Here is a 17,058-nt window from a genome sequence, read left to right on the forward strand (position 1 = left end):
CGACAGACCTCGCCGCGGGCCCGCGAACTACATCTCGACCTGCGTCCCCAATTCAATCACCCGGTTGAGCGGCAGATTGAAGAAGCGCAGGTTGCCGTTGGCGTTTTTCAACATGAAGGCGAACAGGGCTTCGCGCCAGCGGGCCATGCCTTCGAGCTTGGAGGCGATCACCGTTTCGCGGCTGAGGAAGTAGGTGGTGCGCATCGGGCTGAAGTCCAGCTCATCGAGATGACACAGCTTCAGCGCCTGCGGCACGTCCGGCTCATCGACGAAGCCAAAGTGCAGGATCACCCGGAAGAACCCTTCGCCGTGGGCTTCGACCTCAAAGCGCCGCGCCGGTGGCACCCGTGGGATGTCTTCGTAGACCACGGTCAGCAGCACCACCTGCTCGTGCAGCACCTGGTTATGCAACAGGTTGTGCAACAGCGCATGGGGCACGGCGTCCGGACGTGCGGTGAGGAACACCGCCGTACCCTGGACCCGATGGGGCGGTTGCACACGGATGCTGCCGATGAAGATCGGCAGAGGCAGGCCACCCTCGTCCATCCGCTCGACCAACAGTTGTTTGCCGCGCTTCCAGGTGGTCATCAGCACGAACAGCGCCAGACCGGCGATCACCGGAAAGGCCCCGCCCTGGACGATTTTCGGCACGTTGGCGGCAAAATACAGACCGTCCACCAACAGGAAGCCCAGCAGCACCGGCACCGCCAGCAGCGGAGGCCATTTCCACAGCAACAGCATGACCGCCGACACCAGGATGGTGGTCATCAGCATGGTGCCCGTCACCGCCACCCCGTACGCCGAGGCCAGCGCCCCGGAGGATTCGAAACCGAGCACCAGCAGGATCACCCCGACCATCAGCGACCAGTTCACCGCGCCAATGTAGATCTGGCCCTGTTCGGCACTGGAGGTGTGCTGGATGTGCATGCGCGGAATGTAGCCGAGCTGGATGGCCTGGCGGGTCAGGGAGAACGCCCCGGAAATCACCGCCTGGGAGGCAATCACTGTGGCCAGGGTCGCCAGGCCGACCAACGGAATCAAGGCCCAGCTTGGCGCCAGCAGATAGAACGGGTTGCGGGCTGCGGTCGGGTCACCGAGCAGCAGTGCGCCCTGGCCGAAGTAGTTCAGCATCAGTGCCGGCAGCACCAGGATGAACCACGCACGGGCAATTGGCTTGCGGCCGAAGTGGCCCATGTCGGCGTACAGCGCTTCGGCACCGGTCAATGCCAGCACCACCGCGCCGAGGATCGCCACGCCCATGCCCGGGTGGACAATGAAGAAGCGCACACCCCAGACCGGGTTCATCGCCTGCAGCACTTCCGGGTGCTGGAGGATGCCGTAGACACCCAGCGCGCCCAGCACCAGGAACCAGGTGACCATGATCGGCCCGAACAGAATGCCGATGCGCGCAGTACCGTGGCGTTGAATCAGGAACAGCGCCACCAGCACCACCAGAGATATCGGCACCACCCAATGGTCAATGCCGTCGAATGCCAGGCCCAGGCCTTCAATCGCCGAGAGCACGGAAATCGCCGGGGTAATCATGCTGTCGCCATAAAACAGCGCCGCACCGATCAGCCCGCAGACCACCAGCAAGGTGCGCAACTTCGCATGCCCGGCCGCCGCGCGCCGCGCCAGCGCGGTCAGGGCCATGATTCCGCCTTCGCCCTGGTTGTCGGCACGCAGGACAAACATCATGTACTTGACCGACACCACCCAAATCAACGACCAGAAGATCAGCGCCAGAATCCCCAGCACGCCGTCGTGGTTGACCGGCACACCATAGCCCCCGGAGAAGACCTCCTTGAGGGTATACAGCGGGCTCGTGCCAATATCGCCGTACACCACCCCAACCGCCGCCACCAGCATGCCGATCGGCTTGGCCGCCGAATGCTCGACACCTGCCGCCTGACTACTTGCCTGACCCATCCACCCCCCCTACTACCCAGACCCGGACTGCCTTGGCAAAGCACGATACGTTATCGCGCAGCATGCGCTGTTTTACTTCCCGTTACAGACGTTTTGTTGACTGTAAGAAATCGGCAAAGCCCAACGGCGCGAAGCATAGCGCAGCACTCGTCGTATTTCCCTGCATAAAGCTGGTCAAGAGGGCCGACCATCGCTAGAATTGCGCACTTTTTGATCAGAGGCGCAGTAAGCGCCCGTCTGTCGCCTTGCCGTTCCCGGCTGGAGGCGTCACAAATACCGAGGTTAGACATGTCCACCACTCCTGCGTCGGCCAACCCCAAGGTTGGCTTCGTATCCCTGGGTTGCCCAAAAGCGTTGGTCGACTCCGAACGCATCCTTACCCAACTGCGTATGGAAGGCTATGACGTCGTGTCCACCTATCAGGACGCGGACGTCGTGGTGGTCAACACCTGTGGCTTCATCGACTCGGCCAAGGCCGAATCCCTGGAAGTGATCGGCGAAGCCATCAAGGAAAACGGCAAGGTCATCGTGACCGGCTGCATGGGCGTCGAAGAAGGCAACATCCGCAACGTGCACCCAAGCGTGCTGGCCGTCACCGGCCCGCAGCAGTACGAGCAAGTGGTCAATGCCGTGCACGAAGTCGTGCCGCCGCGCCAGGATCACAACCCGCTGATCGACCTGGTGCCGCCACAAGGCATCAAGCTGACCCCGCGCCACTACGCCTACCTGAAGATTTCCGAAGGCTGCAACCACAGCTGCAGCTTCTGCATCATCCCGTCGATGCGCGGCAAGCTGGTCAGCCGCCCGGTGGGCGACGTGCTGGACGAGGCCCAGCGCCTGGTCAAATCCGGCGTCAAGGAACTGCTGGTGATCTCCCAGGACACCAGCGCCTACGGTGTTGACGTCAAGTACCGCACCGGGTTCTGGAACGGCGCGCCGGTCAAGACCCGCATGACCGAACTGTGCGAAGCCCTCAGCACCCTCGGTGTCTGGGTACGCCTGCACTATGTCTACCCGTACCCGCACGTCGACGAGCTGATCCCGCTGATGGCCGCCGGCAAGATCCTGCCGTACCTGGACATCCCGTTCCAGCACGCCAGCCCGAAAGTCCTCAAGTCGATGAAGCGCCCGGCCTTCGAAGACAAGACCCTGGCGCGCATCAAGAACTGGCGTGAAATCTGCCCGGACCTGATCATCCGCTCGACCTTCATCGTCGGTTTCCCTGGCGAAACCGAAGAAGACTTCCAGTACCTGCTGAATTGGCTGACCGAAGCGCAACTCGACCGCGTGGGCTGCTTCCAGTACTCGCCGGTGGAAGGCGCACCGGCCAACGACCTGGACCTGGACGTGGTCCCGGACGACGTCAAACAGGACCGTTGGGAGCGCTTCATGGCGCACCAGCAGGCCATCAGCTCGGCGCGCCTGCAAATGCGCATCGGCCGTGAAATCGAAGTGCTGGTCGATGAAGTCGACGAGCAAGGCGCGGTCGGCCGCTGCTTCTTCGATGCCCCGGAAATCGACGGCAACGTGTTCATCGACAACGGCAGCAACCTCAAGCCCGGCGATAAAGTCTGGTGCAAGGTCACCGATGCCGACGAGTACGACCTGTGGGCTGAACAGATCTAAACGACACACGTCCGGTGGGAGCGAGCAGGCTCGCTCACCATCGATTGCGCTGAATCCGAAAGCCCCGCTCTTTTTCACGAGATGCGGGGCTTTTTTACAGCTATCGTTTGCTTATCCACCAAAAGAGGCAGACGGGCATGCGTCACCATTCGGTCATCCATACGCCGACACTCAACGATTATCAGGAACTGACCCAGGTCTGGGAGGCATCGGTCCGCGCGACCCACGATTTTCTGCCAGACAGCTACATCGAGTTGCTGCGCAATCTGGTACTCACCCGCTACCTCGACGCGGTGATGCTGATCTGCACCCGTGACAAACAGCAGCACATCACCGGGTTCGCCGGGGTCGCGGCCGGCAAGATCGAAATGCTCTTCATCGCCCCCCAGCATCGTGGCGAAGGCCTGGGCAAACAACTGTTGCACTACGCCATGGAACACCTGAATGCCGATGAACTGGACGTCAACGAACAGAATCCCCAGGCCCTGGGCTTCTACCACAAGCAAGGGTTTGAAGTGATCGGACGCTCGGCAGTCGACGGCATGGGCCAGCCCTATCCGTTGTTGCACATGCGTTTGAAGCAGCCCAAGCCGCAGGCGCTGCGCGGCTAAAAGCCACACAAGGCAAATGGACCCGCGATTAACCGGCGCGAGGCAGGTACAATGCCTGCCCCCTTTTTGTTACGGCCCTGTCATGACTGACCCGATTCGTCTCTCCAAACGCCTCATCGAACTCGTCGGCTGTTCCCGTCGGGAGGCTGAGCTGTTCATTGAAGGCGGCTGGGTCACCGTGGACGGCGAAGTCATCGACGAGCCGCAGTTCAAGGTCGACACCCAGAAAGTCGCGCTGGACCCCGAAGCCAAGGCCACTGCGCCGGAGCCGGTGACCATCCTGCTGCATGCCCCCGCGGGCATGGACGTCGAGAGCGCCCAGCAATTGATCAGCGCCGACACCCTGAGCGAGGAGCACCGTTTCAGCAAGCGTCCACTCAAGGGCCATTTCCTGCGCCTGACCGCCAGTGCCGACCTGCAAGCCAACGCCAGCGGCCTGCTGGTGTTCACCCAGGACTGGAAGATCCTGCGCAAGCTCACGGCCGACGCGAGCAAGATCGAGCAAGAATATGTGGTCGAAGTCGAAGGCGACATGGTCGCCCACGGTCTCAACCGCCTGAACCATGGCCTGACTTACAAGGGCAAGGAGTTGCCAGCGGTCAAAGCCAGCTGGCAGAACGAAAACCGCCTGCGCTTCGCGATGAAGAACCCGCAACCGGGCATCATCGCCCTGCTCTGCCAGGCGGTCGGCCTCAAGGTCATCGCCATCCGCCGCATTCGTATCGGCGGCGTCTCCATCGGCAAGGTTCCTCTGGGCCAATGGCGCTATCTGTCCGCCAAAGAGAAATTCTGAGGCTGCCACACATTTCGGTGTCGCCGGTACCGGCAACGCCCACAGCTGAATGATCAGGACTGCACACATGATTCATAACGACGTACTGCGCAGCGTGCGCTACATGCTCGACATCAGCGACAACAAGGTCGTCGAGATCATCAAACTCGGCGGCATGGACGTCACCAAGGAAGACCTGGTGACCTACCTCAAGAAAGACGAGGAAGAAGGTTTCGTGTTCTGCCCCGACGACGTCATGGCACATTTCCTCGATGGCCTGGTGATCTTCAAGCGTGGCAAGGACGAAAGCCGTCCGCCACAGCCGATCGAAACGCCGGTGACCAACAACATCATCCTGAAGAAACTGCGCGTGGCCTTCGAACTGAAGGAAGACGACATGCACGCCATCCTCAAGGCCTCCGAGTTCCCGGTGTCCAAGCCGGAGCTGAGCGCGCTGTTTCGCAAGTTCGGCCACACCAACTACCGCCCGTGCGGCGACCAACTGCTGCGCAACTTCCTCAAGGGCCTGACCCTGCGCGTCCGTCCGCAGTAAGAGCCGGCCTGCCAGCGATGGTGTCCCTCAAAACGCCATCGCCCGCAAGCGCCTCCTGCCCCTATGGCTGCACATTCCGGGCAAAAATAGTGGCTCCGCTTCCGGCGGCTGACGACTAGGGTGTAGTGACCCTCAGTGATCAGGATTCGCCATGCACCCCTACTTCTCCCTGCAAGGCCGCACCGCTCTGGTGACCGGCGGTACTCGTGGTATCGGCAAAATGATTGCCAAAGCCTTCCTCGAAGCGGGAGCGACGGTGTATGTCTGCTCGCGCGACGCCGGGGCCTGCCAACAGACCGCCGATGAACTGGGCGCTCTGGGGCGCTGCCACGGGATCGCGGCCAACCTCGCCACAGAGGAAGGTGTCGCCCATTTGGCCAGCCGTCTCGGCGAACGCGTGAGCCACCTGGACATCCTGGTGAACAATGCTGGCACCACCTGGGGAGCACCATTGGAAAGCTACCCAGTCAAAGGCTGGGAAAAAGTCATGCAGTTGAACGTGACCTCGGTGTTCAACTGCATCCAGCAATTCCTGCCGCTGTTGCGCAAGGCCGGTTCGGCCGCCAATCCGGCGCGGATCATCAACATCGGCTCGGTCGCCGGGATCTCCTCCTTCGGTGAACAGGCCTACGCCTATGGCCCGAGCAAGGCAGCCCTGCACCAGCTGTCGCGGATTCTCGCCAGGGAGCTGGTCAGCCAGCACATCAACGTCAACGTGATTGCCCCAGGACGCTTCCCGAGCAAGATGACCCAGCACATCGGCAACGATGCCCAGGCCTTGGTCGAAGACACGGCCTTGATCCCCATGCAGCGCTGGGGGCGCGAGGAGGAAATGGCGGCGCTGGCTATCAGCCTGGCGAGCACCGCCGGGGCGTACATGACCGGGAACATTATTCCGCTGGATGGTGGGTTCAGCCTCCGAGGCCGGTGGGGCGGCTCCAGGGTCGCCTGAGTTATCATGCTCGCCCTAACCCCGCCTCGACCCGCCACCATGACCTACAGCGTTTCCCCCATCGGCTTTGTGCACTCCTGCTTCAAGGAGAAGTTCGCCATTCCCCGCCAGCCCCAACTGGCCCCTGCCGCGCGGGGCATCCTGGAGCTGGTGGCGCCGTTCGACCAGGGAGATGCGGTGCAGGGCCTGGAGCAGGTCAGCCATGTCTGGCTGCTGTTCCTGTTTCACCAGGCCCTGGAAGACAAGCCACGGCTCAAGGTGCGCCCACCACGCCTGGGCGGCAACACATCCATGGGGGTATTCGCCACCCGGGCCACCCATCGCCCCAACGGCATCGGTCAGTCAGTGGTCAAGCTGGACCGGGTCGAAGCCAATCGCCTGTGGATCTCCGGTATCGACCTGCTCGATGGCACACCGGTTCTGGACATCAAACCCTATGTGCCCTACGCCGATATTATCGACAGCGCCTCCAACAGCATCGCCAGCGCCGCGCCGCAACTGATCCCCGTGCAGTGGGCGGATGTTGCGCTGCAACAGGCTCACGAGCACGCTCAGCGCCTTGCAGAGCCGCTGGTTGAGCTGATTGAGCAATGTCTGGCACAGGACCCACGCCCGGCTTATCAGATTCCTACACCTGAGCGGGAATATGGCGCGCAGTTCTGGGACCTGGATGTGCGTTGGCATTATCCCGAGGCCGGGGTGATTCGCGTCCTCGAAGTTATTCCGACATAAAAAAGCCCCCACTGCCTACACAGGCAATGGGGGCTTTTCAGTGATGCGGGGACTTACTTCTCGACGAACGCACGCTCGATCAAGTAATCACCCGGCTCACGCATGCGCGGCGACACTTTCAGGCCGAAGCTATTGAGCACTTCGCTGGTCTCGTCGAGCATGCTCGGGCTACCGCACAGCATGGCGCGGTCGTCCTGCGGGTTGATCGGGGGCAGGCCGATGTCGCTGAACAGCTTGCCGCTGCGCATCAGGTCGGTCAGGCGGCCTTCGTTTTCGAACGGCTCGCGGGTCACGGTCGGGTAGTAGATCAACTTGTCACGCAGGGCTTCGCCGAAGAACTCGTTCTGTGGCAGGTGCTCGGTGATGAACTCGCGGTAAGCGACTTCGTTGACGTAACGCACGCCGTGGCACAGGATCACTTTTTCGAAACGCTCATAGGTTTCCGGATCCTGGATCACGCTCATGAAGGGCGCGAGGCCGGTACCGGTGCTGAGCAGGTACAGATGCTTGCCCGGTTTCAGGTCGTCCAGCACCAGCGTGCCCGTAGGCTTCTTGCTGATGATGATCTCGTCGCCTTCCTTGAGGTGCTGCAACTGGGAAGTCAGCGGGCCATCAGGCACCTTGATGCTGAAGAACTCCAGATGCTCTTCCCAGTTCGGGCTGGCAATCGAGTAAGCGCGCATAAGCGGGCGGCCGTTGGGCTGTTGCAGGCCGATCATCACGAACTGACCGTTCTCGAAGCGCAGGCCCGGATCGCGGGTGCACTTGAAGCTGAACAGAGTGTCGTTCCAGTGGTGAACACTGAGGACACGCTCGTGGTTCATGTTGCTCATGTACGTGGGACTCCTGGAGATTTTGCCTGCGCCGCTGTGCGCAATTGCATCGCATTCTAATGGCAGCGACAATATCTGTTAAATGGATTATTAAGATAAGGGTTATCGGTTATATAGATATGCGATTTACTCTACGTCAACTTCAAGTCTTCGTCGCCGTTGCCCAGCAGGAAAGCGTATCCCGTGCTGCGGGTCTGCTCAACCTCTCGCAATCGGCGGCCAGCACCTCGATCACCGAACTGGAGCGCCAGTGCAGCTGCCAGTTGTTCGATCGCGCCGGCAAACGGCTGAGCCTCAACGCCCTGGGTAAACAGCTGTTGCCGCAAGCGGTGGCCCTGCTCGACCAGGCCAAAGAAATCGAGGACCTGCTCAACGGCAAGTCCGGTTTTGGCTCGCTGGCGGTCGGCGCCACCCTGACCATCGGCAACTACCTGGCGACCTTGCTGATCGGCAGCTTCATGCAGCGCCACCCGGAGAGCCAGGTGAAGCTGCATGTGCAGAACACAGCCAATATCGTGCAACAGGTCGCGCACTATGAAATTGATCTGGGTCTAATCGAGGGCGACTGCAGCCATCCGGACATCGAAGTGCAGAGCTGGGTCGAAGATGAACTGGTGGTGTTCTGCGCCCCCCAGCATCCGCTGGCACAGCGTGGCACCGCCAGCATGGAGGAGCTCAGCCATGAGGCGTGGATTCTGCGCGAACAGGGTTCCGGCACTCGCCTGACCTTCGACCAAGCCATGCGCCATCACCGCAGCGCCTTGAACATCCGCCTGGAGCTGGAACACACCGAAGCGATCAAACGCGCGGTGGAGTCGGGCCTGGGCATTGGCTGCATTTCCCGCCTGGCCCTGCGCGACGCCTTCCGGCGCGGCAGTCTGGTGGCGGTGGAAACGCCAGACCTGGACCTGGCCCGGCAGTTCTATTTCATCTGGCACAAACAGAAGTACCAGACCTCGGCCATGCGCGAGTTCCTCGAGCTGTGCCGCGCCTTCACCGCCGGGGTTCAGCGCAGCGACGAAATCGTGCTGCCGAGCATCGCCTGAGGGGTCAGATCAGGATCACCGCCCACACCAGCGCGATCATGCTCAAGGCCACGAACTGAGCGGCGCTGCCCATGTCCTTGGCATTTTTCGACAGCGGGTGCAGGTCGAGGGAGATGCGGTCGATGGCCGCTTCTACCGCGGAGTTGAGCAACTCCACGATCAGCGCCAGCAGGCAGACGGCAATCAGCACAGCCTGTTCGACGCGGCTGACATTCAGAATGAAGGTCAGCGGAATCAGTATCACGTTGAGCAACACCAGTTGCCGAAAAGCCGCTTCGCCGGTGAAGGCGGCACGCAGGCCGTCCAGGGAGTAGCCCGAAGCGTTGAGGATGCGTTTGAGGCCGGTCTGGCCTTTGAAAGGTGACATAGGAGTAGGCAACTGAACAAAAAGGAGTAGGAAAACTAGATCAACAAAAGTCAAAAAAGCGTGAATGAGCCGGCTTTATTGCGGCGAAATTGACTCAAGTTGTTGCAAGAGCAGCGCCGCCTGAGTCCGCGTGCGCACACCCAGCTTGCGGAAAATCGCCGTCACGTGGGCCTTGATGGTCGCCTCCGACACACTCAGCTCGTAGGCAATCTGCTTGTTCAGCAAACCTTCGCAGACCATGGTCAGCACGCGGAACTGCTGCGGGGTCAAACTCGCCAGGCCCTCGCTCGCCGCCTTGGCTTCTGGTGAGACACTGACGGCTTCGAACGCTTGCGGCGGCCAGAACACATCGCCGTCCAGCACCGCACGCACCGCCTGCTGGATCACTTCCAGCGAGCTGGACTTGGGAATGAAGCCGCTGGCCCCGAACTCCCGGGACTTGACCATGATCGACGCTTCTTCCTGTGCCGAGACCATCACCACCGGAATCTGAGGGTACTGGCCGCGCAACAGCACCAGCCCGGAAAACCCGTATGCACCCGGCATGTTCAGGTCCAGCAGCACCAGGTCCCAGTCGGCCTTCTCGGTCAGGCGGGTTTCCAGCTCGGCAATGCTCGCCACTTCCACCAGGCGCACGTCCGGGCCCAGGCCCAGGGTGACGGCCTGGTGCAGTGCGCTACGAAAGAGGGGGTGGTCATCGGCAATCAGGATTTCGTATGTGGCCATTGTTCAAATGATCCTGTTTTTTATGGCAGGCCTGATGCATTCAGGCCTCACCAACACAACTCAAGGTAGCACCAGCAGGCGCAACCAACAGGGTACGTTCAACGCCAAGAGCCCATAAAACCGGCGTTTCAATCTTCGGCCGCACCCTAATCGGCGCCAAGGATGCCCAGCGAAGCCGGGGTGGTCAAGCCGCATCCTTTACGGCATCTTAGCTGGCTAACTAATAAGAGTGCCATCATGCAGACCACAGCCCTGCGTGCCGATGTCCTGATGTTGATCACCGCTATGATTTGGGGATCAGGATTTGTCGCACAAACCTCCGGTATGGATCACATTGGTCCTTTCCTCTATTCCGGCCTGCGCTTCGCACTGGGTTCGTTGTGTCTGCTACCGCTGGTCCTGCGTGGCACCCGTCAGAACAGCCACCACGAACCCTTCCTGACCCGTGGTTTGTTGATCGGCGGTGGCCTGATGGGCCTCGCCCTGGCCCTGGGGATCAACCTGCAACAGGTCGGCCTGCTGTTTACCAGCGTAACCAATGCCGGCTTCATCACCGGGCTCTACGTCATCGTCGTGCCGCTGCTGGGGCTGTTGATTGGCCACAAGACCGGGCTCGGCACCTGGTTCGGGGCGACTCTGGCGGTGGTCGGGATGTTCCTGCTCAGCGTCGGCGATCAGTTCCAGGTCGCTTCCGGCGACTGGTTGCAGTTGATCGGTGCTTTTGTCTGGGGCGGACACGTGGTGCTGGTGGGCGTTTTCGCCAGCCGCCACGACCCGATTCGCCTGGCATTCCTGCAGTTCACCACCTGCTCGGTGGTCAGCCTGGTCCTGGCGCTGTGCCTGGAGACCTTGGACCTCAACGCGATCATCGCCGCCGGCCCGGCCATTCTCTATGGTGGCCTGATTGCGGTCGGCATCGGCTACACCTTGCAGGTCATTGCGCAGAAAGACGCAATTGCCTCCCATGCCGCGATCATTTTTTCCCTGGAGGCGGTGTTTGCCGCCATCGCCGGTGCCTGGCTGCTGGGTGAAGAACTGAGCCTGCGCGGCTATATCGGCTGTGGGTTGATGTTGGCCGGGATGCTGGCGGCTCAGCTCTGGCCAAAAAGCCCAGCGCTGGCCCGCAGCACCACCTAGAGGTAGGGCTTGAGGCGAGTGTGGACTGCGTCGTGCGGATCAATCGCCTGCTGAAACTTGGCCGACAGGTAATGGGTGCTGAAGACGTCCAGGTAGGCGTCCAGCACTTCGCTGGCGACTTGGTCGTCGGCCAGTTCCAGGCAGAGCGCGGCCACTTCGGCGGTGCAGAAGTGATCATCGCGTTTGGAGCGGCGCAACTTGTAGCGCGACAGTTGCTCGGGCTGCAGGCTCAACACCGGCAAATGCTCAAGATAAGGGCTCTTGCGAAACATCTTGCGTGCCTCGCTCCAAGTCGCGTCCAGCAGAATGAACAGCGGGCGCTTGCCCGGCTCCAGCCGGACCTCACTCACCACCCGCTGCGGGGCGACAAACTCCCCCGGAAACACAATGTACGGCTGCCACTGCGGGTCGGCGATCAAGGCCAGCAAGCCCGGCTCGACCTCGGTTCGGGACCAGGGAAACGCACTGGTTTGCTCGATCACGTCGGCAATCAGCCAACCGGTATTGCTCGGTTTCATCGGCTCGACGTCATGCATCACCAGGCACATGGCCGATTTGGCGGCAACGGTCGGCCGCCAGGCACACAGGCAATGGCTGGGGATCACCCGGCAGCCGGCGCACCGCTCAGCCCGCGAACCCCGCGCAACAAAGGGGCGGACGGCGCGGGCCAGGCGCTGGGCGCGCAAACGGGAAACGGCGTGGCTCATGGCAGGTTTCGACGGCAAGGGGATTGAATCGACACAAAAAGCGCTCGGCAGGGCAATAAAGTGCCAGCAGTTTACCAGAGCAGCCCGCGCAAGCCTGTACCACCCGCCGCCCGCACCCTATAATTTGCCGCCACTGAACGCTCAGCCCTGTGACGGGTCGAAGCACCAGTCACTGAATCAGGAGAGTTTCATGCTGCGCCTAATCGTCCCCACCGCCGCCCTTGTGCTGGCTCTGCCCTTCTGCGCCCAGGCCGCGTCCCTGAAAGACTTGAACTTGAGCAAGATGCTGGAGAAGGTGGCCGCGGAAAGTAACGTTGGCCTGCCTCGTGAGCTCAATGACAACATTCTGGACCAGGGCTACACGGTCGAAGGAAAGGAGCTGGTTAGTCACCTCAGCGTGCAATCGGTGTATGCCGAAGAAATGCGCGCCAACCCGAAAGCCGTCTACCTGCAACTGGGCGCCAGCGTTTGCCGCAACCCCAACTACCGCAAGCTGATGGCCCAAGGCGCGATCATGCGTTACGAATTCACCGAGAACAAAACCAACCGTCCGGTGGCCTCGGCCCGATTCCAGGAGTCGGACTGCCCGGCAGAACCTGCGAAAAAGAAGAAGTAACTACCCCGAGCCCGCGCGTCGCTGCTCTTCATCGGCGCGCAGTTCCGCCACCAGCGCCTGCAGATATGGCAAGCGCTGTTCCTTGCCTTCCAGCCGCCGCCGACATTCCTCCTCGAGGCTCACCTGATGGTCCTCGGCTGCCGACTTGAGCATTCGATACAACTGCGTATCGATCTCCAGTATCACCAGCGTCATAACCCGCCTCCGTGCTTAAGAATCGCCACTACTTTGTTGCGCGATGACTCCCCACAGCTCCTGGTGCCTTGCGTCTTGCCCGGGACGCACGACAAATGTGTTGCGTGTCTGTGTTTCAGTAAATCAGAGCGTAGGACCTGCGGTGCAGCTTCGGACGGGCGGTGAAAGTCGATTACCTGTCGCCAACAAGCTATTGCCAGCACAGACTTTTCAGGACCATGATCACGTCAGCGCAACTGACGCCGAGCGTCTAGATTTAACCTGTGGATATTCAATGCTCATGGCAGAAAAGGGCTGCCCTCCAGAGCGGTGTCTTACGAACGTTTCTTTCATCCAAGGGATAAACAGAGCCCGTCAGGATGACTCGACGGCCGTCCGCGGAGAGTCGGGTTGGCTGTAATGCCCAGGCGACACAAGGTGTGTCGCGGCCCCGACGAATCTTTCGGTCGGGCCGAAGGTTCTGTGTAGAAGGAGAAGTTGAATGCCTTACCAACCGAATGACCTTCTGATACGTCATTTTCAGAGCAACGGTATCGATCTCACGAGCAAGATCGAAGAACAACTCAACCTGGTTTCCCCCAACAGTCCGAACATTCCGATCTACCGCGACATGATGTTGACTGTCCTGCGCATGGCCCAGGACGACCACAACCGCTGGAATGCCAAAATCACCCTGCAAGCCTTGCGCGAACTGGAGCATGCGTTCCGTGTGCTGGAACAGTTCAAGGGACGGCGCAAGGTGACGGTGTTCGGCTCAGCGCGTACGCCGGTGGAGCATCCGCTGTATGCCCTGGCTCGGGAACTGGGGGGGAAACTCGCGCAATCGGACCTGATGGTGATCACCGGTGCCGGTGGCGGGATCATGGCCGCCGCTCACGAAGGCGCCGGCCGCGATCACAGCCTTGGGTTCAACATCACCCTGCCCTTCGAACAGCATGCCAACCCCACCGTCGGTGGCACCGCCAACTTGCTGCCCTTCCACTTTTTCTTCACCCGCAAACTGTTCTTCGTCAAGGAAGCGGACGCGCTGGTGCTGTGCCCGGGCGGCTTCGGCACACTGGACGAAGCCCTGGAAGTACTGACCCTGATCCAGACCGGCAAAAGCCCGCTGGTGCCCGTGGTGCTGCTGGATGCCCCGGGCGGCAAGTTCTGGGAAGGCGCACTGGATTTCATCCGCAATCAACTGGAGGCCAATCGCTACATCCTGCCCAACGACCTGAAACTGGTGCGCCTGGTGGATAACGCCGAGGACGCCGTGGCGCAAATCAATCAGTTCTACAGCAACTTCCACTCCAGCCGCTGGCTGAAGAACCAGTTTGTGATCCGCATGAATCATGCGCTCAACGAGCAGGCGCTGGCACACTTGCAAGTGGCCTTCGCCGACCTGTGCCTGAGCGATCACTTTCACCAGCATGCCTACAGCGGCGAGGAGCATGACGAAGCCCAGTTCAGCCACCTGGCGCGCCTGGCGTTCACCTTCAACGCCCGGGATCATGGGCGTCTGCGTGAGCTGGTGGACTACCTCAACCTGCCGGAAAACTGGGTCACCTCCCAACCCGCAACGACCCAACGCCAACGGGACCCCAGCAAAGTGACGTGAATAAAAAAGCCCGACTATTTTTAGTCGGGCTTGTTTACTCGTCCATTGCTCGGCCGCTGAACAAACGGCCGATCATCTCCATGGAGTAGCCTCGATACGCGAGGAAGCGCCCTTGCTTGGCACGCTCGCGGGCATCGATCGGCAACTGCCCGGCAAATTTACGGCGCCAGGTGTCTTCCAATTGTGCCTGCCAACTGATTCCACACTCACGCAAGGCGAGTTCGATATCGGCGCGCTGCAACCCACGCTGACTCAGCTCTTCACGAATGCGCAAAGGGCCATAGCCTGAACGGGCTCGGTAGGAGACGAAGCTTTCGAGGTAACGGGATTCGGACAGCAGCCCCTCTTCCGTCAGACGGTCGAGGGCAGTGTCGATCATTTCATCGGGGGCGCCGCGCTGACGCAGTTTGCGCGTCAGCTCGACTCGACCGTGCTCGCGTCGCGCGAGCAGGTCCATTGCGGTTCGCCGCACCGCGACGAGGGTATCGAGTACGGCGGTCATTGGATCAATCAGATATCAGCGTCGGCCAGGTCATCTTCGGTCTCTTTGACCGGCGCGGCGTTCAGGTCCACCGGCGTCAGCAGCTTGTCGCGAATCTGCTTCTCGAGCTTGGCGGCGATGTCCGGGTTGTCTTGCAGGAACTTGGCCGAGTTGGCCTTGCCCTGACCGATCTTGCTACCGTTGTAGGCATACCAGGCACCGGACTTCTCAACAAAACCGTGCAACACGCCCAGGTCGATCATCTCGCCATTGAGGTAGATGCCCTTGCCGTAAAGAATCTGGAACTCGGCCTGCCGGAACGGTGCTGCCACCTTGTTCTTGACGACTTTGACGCGGGTTTCGCTGCCAACCACTTCGTCGCCTTCTTTCACCGCGCCGGTACGGCGGATGTCCAGGCGAACCGAGGCGTAGAACTTCAGCGCGTTACCACCGGTGGTGGTTTCCGGGCTGCCGAACATCACGCCGATTTTCATCCGGATCTGGTTGATGAAGATCACCAGGCAATTGGCGTTCTTGATGTTACCGGTGATTTTACGCAGCGCCTGGGACATCAGGCGGGCTTGCAGGCCCACGTGCATGTCGCCCATCTCGCCTTCGATTTCCGCCTTGGGTACCAATGCTGCCACGGAGTCGACGATGATCACGTCAACCGCGTTGGAACGCACCAGCATGTCGGTGATTTCCAGGGCTTGTTCGCCGGTGTCTGGTTGGGAAACCAGCAGGTCGTCAACGTTGACCCCCAGTTTGCCAGCGTATTCCGGGTCCAAGGCGTGCTCGGCGTCGACGAACGCGCAGGTCGCGCCGGCTTTTTGCGCCTGGGCGATGACCGACAGGGTCAGGGTAGTTTTACCGGAGGATTCAGGACCGTAGATTTCAACGATACGGCCTTTTGGCAGGCCGCCAATGCCGAGCGCGATGTCCAGCCCCAGAGAGCCAGTGGAGATAGCCGGGATCGCCTGACGGTCCTGATCGCCCATACGCATTACGGCACCCTTGCCGAATTGACGTTCGATCTGACCCAGGGCCGCAGCCAAGGCTTTCTTCTTGTTGTCGTCCATTAAAGTCCTCACGTAATCAATAAGGCCTGACGGCCAACACCTGTATAAGTAGACAGTATTATTCCACAGCGATTGTGGATCGCCTACCCCTGATTTGAGATTTCTCCGGCGGCATGTCGCAGCAAGCCCTCTAGCGCGGCCTTCACCGTTTGTCGGCGGACCTCATCGCGGTTGCCGGGGAAGTGCTGGCACTCGCTAAACACGGCCTCGCCCACCCCCCAGGCCAGCCAGACAGTCCCCACCGGCTTGGCCGGCGAGCCACCGTCAGGTCCGGCGATCCCGCTGACCGCCACGGCAAACCGCGCATGGCTGTTGCGCTGCGCCCCGCGGACCATGGCCTCCACGACCTCGCGACTCACCGCCCCGACCCGCTCGAACAATTCACCCGGCACCTTCAGTTGCTGGGTTTTCTGGCGATTGGAGTAGGTGACATAACCCGCTTCGAACCAGGCCGAACTACCGGCAATCCGGGTAATCGCTTCAGCGATCCCGCCCCCAGTGCAGGATTCGGCCGTGCTGACGTGGGCATTGAGAACCTGTAAACGCCGGCCCAGTTCCGCGGCCAGCTGGGTGATTTCATTCACGACTCTCTCTCCTGATCAGACGGGCGTGGGCACTACCCTACATGAGCAGGTTGCGCTTGCAAGGCGCTGGGTGGATCAAAATATGAGTCGCGCCGCGCCAGTGCACTACCGCTGATCCTCCGAGGCATTGGCTTGCGCTACGCCGATACGCCTGGCTACCCAGCGCTGATACAAGCCAATGGCGAAATCTGCACCGGCCAAGGCCGTCAGGCAGCCGAACGCGCCAGCCGTCCAGGCCGAGATGTTGGCGGCGTACAACAGCATCACCACCGAGACACCGCAGATCATGCTCGACCCGGAGCGCAGGCCCAGGCGCCGGACCAAGGACCAACCACGGTCACCCTCCTTGTCCGCTCGCCACATTTCACCCGACAAGCCACCCAGCAGCGTGAGCGCAATGACCAGCCAGACAGGGATCTCCAGCAAGGCTTGCTGTTCAATTGTCATTTCAGTACTCCTGAGTGGCGAGCCAAAAGACTATGCACTGATGCATAATCAGTCAATCACAAATG

General features: G+C 60.9%; 20 protein-coding genes. 10 read left to right on the forward strand and 10 right to left on the reverse strand.

Annotated features, from left to right (window positions below; genetic code table 11):
- Window positions 1-27: 27 nt before the first annotated feature.
- Window positions 28-1,929: a potassium transporter Kup gene (locus tag AACY45_RS16275; RefSeq protein ID WP_339546411.1), complete on the reverse strand. Its 1,902-nt coding sequence runs from the start codon at window positions 1,927-1,929 to the stop codon at window positions 28-30.
- 288 nt (window positions 1,930-2,217) lie between these two features.
- On the opposite strand from AACY45_RS16275, the gene rimO reads away from it, so the two are divergent.
- The 6 genes from rimO (at window position 2,218) to tsaA (ending at window position 7,175) form a co-directional block, all read left to right on the forward strand.
- Window positions 2,218-3,555: a 30S ribosomal protein S12 methylthiotransferase RimO gene (rimO, locus tag AACY45_RS16280; RefSeq protein ID WP_339546412.1), complete on the forward strand. Its 1,338-nt coding sequence runs from the start codon at window positions 2,218-2,220 to the stop codon at window positions 3,553-3,555.
- Window positions 3,556-3,692: 137 nt separating this feature from the next.
- On the forward strand, window positions 3,693-4,166 hold the full coding sequence (locus tag AACY45_RS16285; protein ID WP_339546413.1) for a GNAT family N-acetyltransferase: 474 nt from the start codon (window positions 3,693-3,695) through the stop codon (window positions 4,164-4,166).
- Window positions 4,167-4,248: 82 nt separating this feature from the next.
- On the forward strand, window positions 4,249-4,959 hold the full coding sequence (locus tag AACY45_RS16290) for an rRNA pseudouridine synthase (RefSeq protein WP_339546414.1): 711 nt from the start codon (window positions 4,249-4,251) through the stop codon (window positions 4,957-4,959).
- Between the two features lie 67 nt (window positions 4,960-5,026).
- Window positions 5,027-5,491 (forward strand): YehS family protein, encoded by a 465-nt coding sequence (locus tag AACY45_RS16295; protein ID WP_095166883.1) that lies wholly within the window; start codon window positions 5,027-5,029, stop codon window positions 5,489-5,491.
- A 151-nt stretch (window positions 5,492-5,642) separates the two neighbouring features.
- A complete protein-coding gene (locus AACY45_RS16300; protein WP_339546415.1) occupies window positions 5,643-6,443 on the forward strand; it encodes an SDR family oxidoreductase in 801 nt (266 codons plus the stop codon).
- Window positions 6,444-6,482: 39 nt separating this feature from the next.
- Window positions 6,483-7,175, forward strand: coding sequence for a tRNA (N6-threonylcarbamoyladenosine(37)-N6)-methyltransferase TrmO (gene tsaA / locus AACY45_RS16305; RefSeq protein ID WP_339546520.1), 693 nt, complete (start codon window positions 6,483-6,485; stop codon window positions 7,173-7,175).
- 53 nt (window positions 7,176-7,228) lie between these two features.
- Here tsaA and fpr read toward each other — a convergent pair whose 3' ends face one another.
- Window positions 7,229-8,008 (reverse strand): ferredoxin-NADP reductase, encoded by a 780-nt coding sequence (gene fpr / locus AACY45_RS16310; RefSeq protein WP_003443014.1) that lies wholly within the window; start codon window positions 8,006-8,008, stop codon window positions 7,229-7,231.
- A gap of 119 nt (window positions 8,009-8,127) precedes the next feature.
- On the opposite strand from fpr, the gene AACY45_RS16315 reads away from it, so the two are divergent.
- Window positions 8,128-9,054 carry a LysR family transcriptional regulator gene (locus AACY45_RS16315; protein WP_095166878.1) on the forward strand — a complete coding sequence of 309 codons (927 nt, stop codon included), beginning with the start codon at window positions 8,128-8,130 and terminating at the stop codon, window positions 9,052-9,054.
- Window positions 9,055-9,058: 4 nt separating this feature from the next.
- On the opposite strand, the gene AACY45_RS16320 is transcribed toward AACY45_RS16315, so the two are convergent.
- Window positions 9,059-9,421, reverse strand: coding sequence for a diacylglycerol kinase (locus tag AACY45_RS16320; RefSeq protein WP_095166877.1), 363 nt, complete (start codon window positions 9,419-9,421; stop codon window positions 9,059-9,061).
- A gap of 75 nt (window positions 9,422-9,496) precedes the next feature.
- Complete coding sequence (gene erdR / locus AACY45_RS16325) at window positions 9,497-10,147, reverse strand: response regulator transcription factor ErdR (protein WP_095166875.1); 651 nt, start codon at window positions 10,145-10,147, stop codon at window positions 9,497-9,499.
- Window positions 10,148-10,384: 237 nt separating this feature from the next.
- On the opposite strand from erdR, the gene AACY45_RS16330 reads away from it, so the two are divergent.
- Entirely contained in the window at window positions 10,385-11,284 is a 900-nt protein-coding gene (locus AACY45_RS16330; RefSeq protein ID WP_339546416.1) for a DMT family transporter, read from the forward strand.
- Here AACY45_RS16330 and AACY45_RS16335 read toward each other — a convergent pair.
- Window positions 11,281-11,991 carry a tRNA-uridine aminocarboxypropyltransferase gene (locus AACY45_RS16335; RefSeq protein ID WP_339546417.1) on the reverse strand — a complete coding sequence of 237 codons (711 nt, stop codon included), beginning with the start codon at window positions 11,989-11,991 and terminating at the stop codon, window positions 11,281-11,283. The genes AACY45_RS16330 and AACY45_RS16335 overlap by 4 nt on opposite strands.
- Before the next feature lie 190 nt (window positions 11,992-12,181).
- Here AACY45_RS16335 and AACY45_RS16340 point away from each other — a divergent pair, with 190 nt between their 5' ends.
- Window positions 12,182-12,607 (forward strand): PA3611 family quorum-sensing-regulated virulence factor, encoded by a 426-nt coding sequence (locus AACY45_RS16340; RefSeq protein ID WP_339546418.1) that lies wholly within the window; start codon window positions 12,182-12,184, stop codon window positions 12,605-12,607.
- On the opposite strand, the gene AACY45_RS16345 is transcribed toward AACY45_RS16340, so the two are convergent.
- Window positions 12,608-12,802: a hypothetical protein gene (locus AACY45_RS16345; protein WP_339546419.1), complete on the reverse strand. Its 195-nt coding sequence runs from the start codon at window positions 12,800-12,802 to the stop codon at window positions 12,608-12,610.
- 481 nt (window positions 12,803-13,283) lie between these two features.
- Between AACY45_RS16345 and AACY45_RS16350 the strand changes: the two genes are divergently transcribed.
- Window positions 13,284-14,402 (forward strand): LOG family protein, encoded by a 1,119-nt coding sequence (locus tag AACY45_RS16350; RefSeq protein ID WP_339546420.1) that lies wholly within the window; start codon window positions 13,284-13,286, stop codon window positions 14,400-14,402.
- 34 nt (window positions 14,403-14,436) lie between these two features.
- Here AACY45_RS16350 and recX read toward each other — a convergent pair whose 3' ends face one another.
- From recX to AACY45_RS16370, 4 genes are all read right to left on the reverse strand, one after another.
- A complete protein-coding gene (gene recX, locus AACY45_RS16355) occupies window positions 14,437-14,904 on the reverse strand; it encodes a recombination regulator RecX (protein ID WP_339546421.1) in 468 nt (155 codons plus the stop codon).
- Between the two features lie 8 nt (window positions 14,905-14,912).
- Complete coding sequence (gene recA, locus AACY45_RS16360; RefSeq protein ID WP_095166849.1) at window positions 14,913-15,962, reverse strand: recombinase RecA; 1,050 nt, start codon at window positions 15,960-15,962, stop codon at window positions 14,913-14,915.
- Between the two features lie 83 nt (window positions 15,963-16,045).
- Window positions 16,046-16,546, reverse strand: coding sequence for a CinA family protein (locus tag AACY45_RS16365; protein WP_339546422.1), 501 nt, complete (start codon window positions 16,544-16,546; stop codon window positions 16,046-16,048).
- Between the two features lie 105 nt (window positions 16,547-16,651).
- Complete coding sequence (locus tag AACY45_RS16370; RefSeq protein ID WP_339546423.1) at window positions 16,652-16,993, reverse strand: phage holin family protein; 342 nt, start codon at window positions 16,991-16,993, stop codon at window positions 16,652-16,654.
- Window positions 16,994-17,058: the final 65 nt, after the last annotated feature.

Source organism: Pseudomonas sp. RA_35y_Pfl2_P32 (genome assembly GCF_963970735.1).
Taxonomy (GTDB): domain Bacteria; phylum Pseudomonadota; class Gammaproteobacteria; order Pseudomonadales; family Pseudomonadaceae; genus Aquipseudomonas.

Excerpts from the sequence above, each read along its gene's own strand:
- AACY45_RS16300 (WP_339546415.1), top strand. The coding sequence starts at position 5,643 with ATGCACCCCTACTTCTCCCTGCAAGGCCGCACCGCTCTGGTGACCGGC.
- rimO (WP_339546412.1), top strand. The coding sequence starts at position 2,218 with ATGTCCACCACTCCTGCGTCGGCCAACCCCAAGGTTGGCTTCGTATCC.
- AACY45_RS16370 (WP_339546423.1), bottom strand. The coding sequence starts at position 16,993 with ATGACAATTGAACAGCAAGCCTTGCTGGAGATCCCTGTCTGGCTGGTC.
- AACY45_RS16340 (WP_339546418.1), top strand. The coding sequence starts at position 12,182 with ATGCTGCGCCTAATCGTCCCCACCGCCGCCCTTGTGCTGGCTCTGCCC.
- AACY45_RS16330 (WP_339546416.1), top strand. The coding sequence starts at position 10,385 with ATGCAGACCACAGCCCTGCGTGCCGATGTCCTGATGTTGATCACCGCT.
- recA (WP_095166849.1), bottom strand. The coding sequence starts at position 15,962 with ATGGACGACAACAAGAAGAAAGCCTTGGCTGCGGCCCTGGGTCAGATC.
- erdR (WP_095166875.1), bottom strand. The coding sequence starts at position 10,147 with ATGGCCACATACGAAATCCTGATTGCCGATGACCACCCCCTCTTTCGT.
- AACY45_RS16290 (WP_339546414.1), top strand. The coding sequence starts at position 4,249 with ATGACTGACCCGATTCGTCTCTCCAAACGCCTCATCGAACTCGTCGGC.
- AACY45_RS16295 (WP_095166883.1), top strand. The coding sequence starts at position 5,027 with ATGATTCATAACGACGTACTGCGCAGCGTGCGCTACATGCTCGACATC.
- AACY45_RS16335 (WP_339546417.1), bottom strand. The coding sequence starts at position 11,991 with ATGAGCCACGCCGTTTCCCGTTTGCGCGCCCAGCGCCTGGCCCGCGCC.
- AACY45_RS16285 (WP_339546413.1), top strand. The coding sequence starts at position 3,693 with ATGCGTCACCATTCGGTCATCCATACGCCGACACTCAACGATTATCAG.
- recX (WP_339546421.1), bottom strand. The coding sequence starts at position 14,904 with ATGACCGCCGTACTCGATACCCTCGTCGCGGTGCGGCGAACCGCAATG.
- AACY45_RS16320 (WP_095166877.1), bottom strand. The coding sequence starts at position 9,421 with ATGTCACCTTTCAAAGGCCAGACCGGCCTCAAACGCATCCTCAACGCT.
- AACY45_RS16275 (WP_339546411.1), bottom strand. The coding sequence starts at position 1,929 with ATGGGTCAGGCAAGTAGTCAGGCGGCAGGTGTCGAGCATTCGGCGGCC.
- AACY45_RS16345 (WP_339546419.1), bottom strand. The coding sequence starts at position 12,802 with ATGACGCTGGTGATACTGGAGATCGATACGCAGTTGTATCGAATGCTC.
- tsaA (WP_339546520.1), top strand. The coding sequence starts at position 6,483 with ATGACCTACAGCGTTTCCCCCATCGGCTTTGTGCACTCCTGCTTCAAG.
- AACY45_RS16315 (WP_095166878.1), top strand. The coding sequence starts at position 8,128 with ATGCGATTTACTCTACGTCAACTTCAAGTCTTCGTCGCCGTTGCCCAG.
- fpr (WP_003443014.1), bottom strand. The coding sequence starts at position 8,008 with ATGAGCAACATGAACCACGAGCGTGTCCTCAGTGTTCACCACTGGAAC.
- AACY45_RS16350 (WP_339546420.1), top strand. The coding sequence starts at position 13,284 with ATGCCTTACCAACCGAATGACCTTCTGATACGTCATTTTCAGAGCAAC.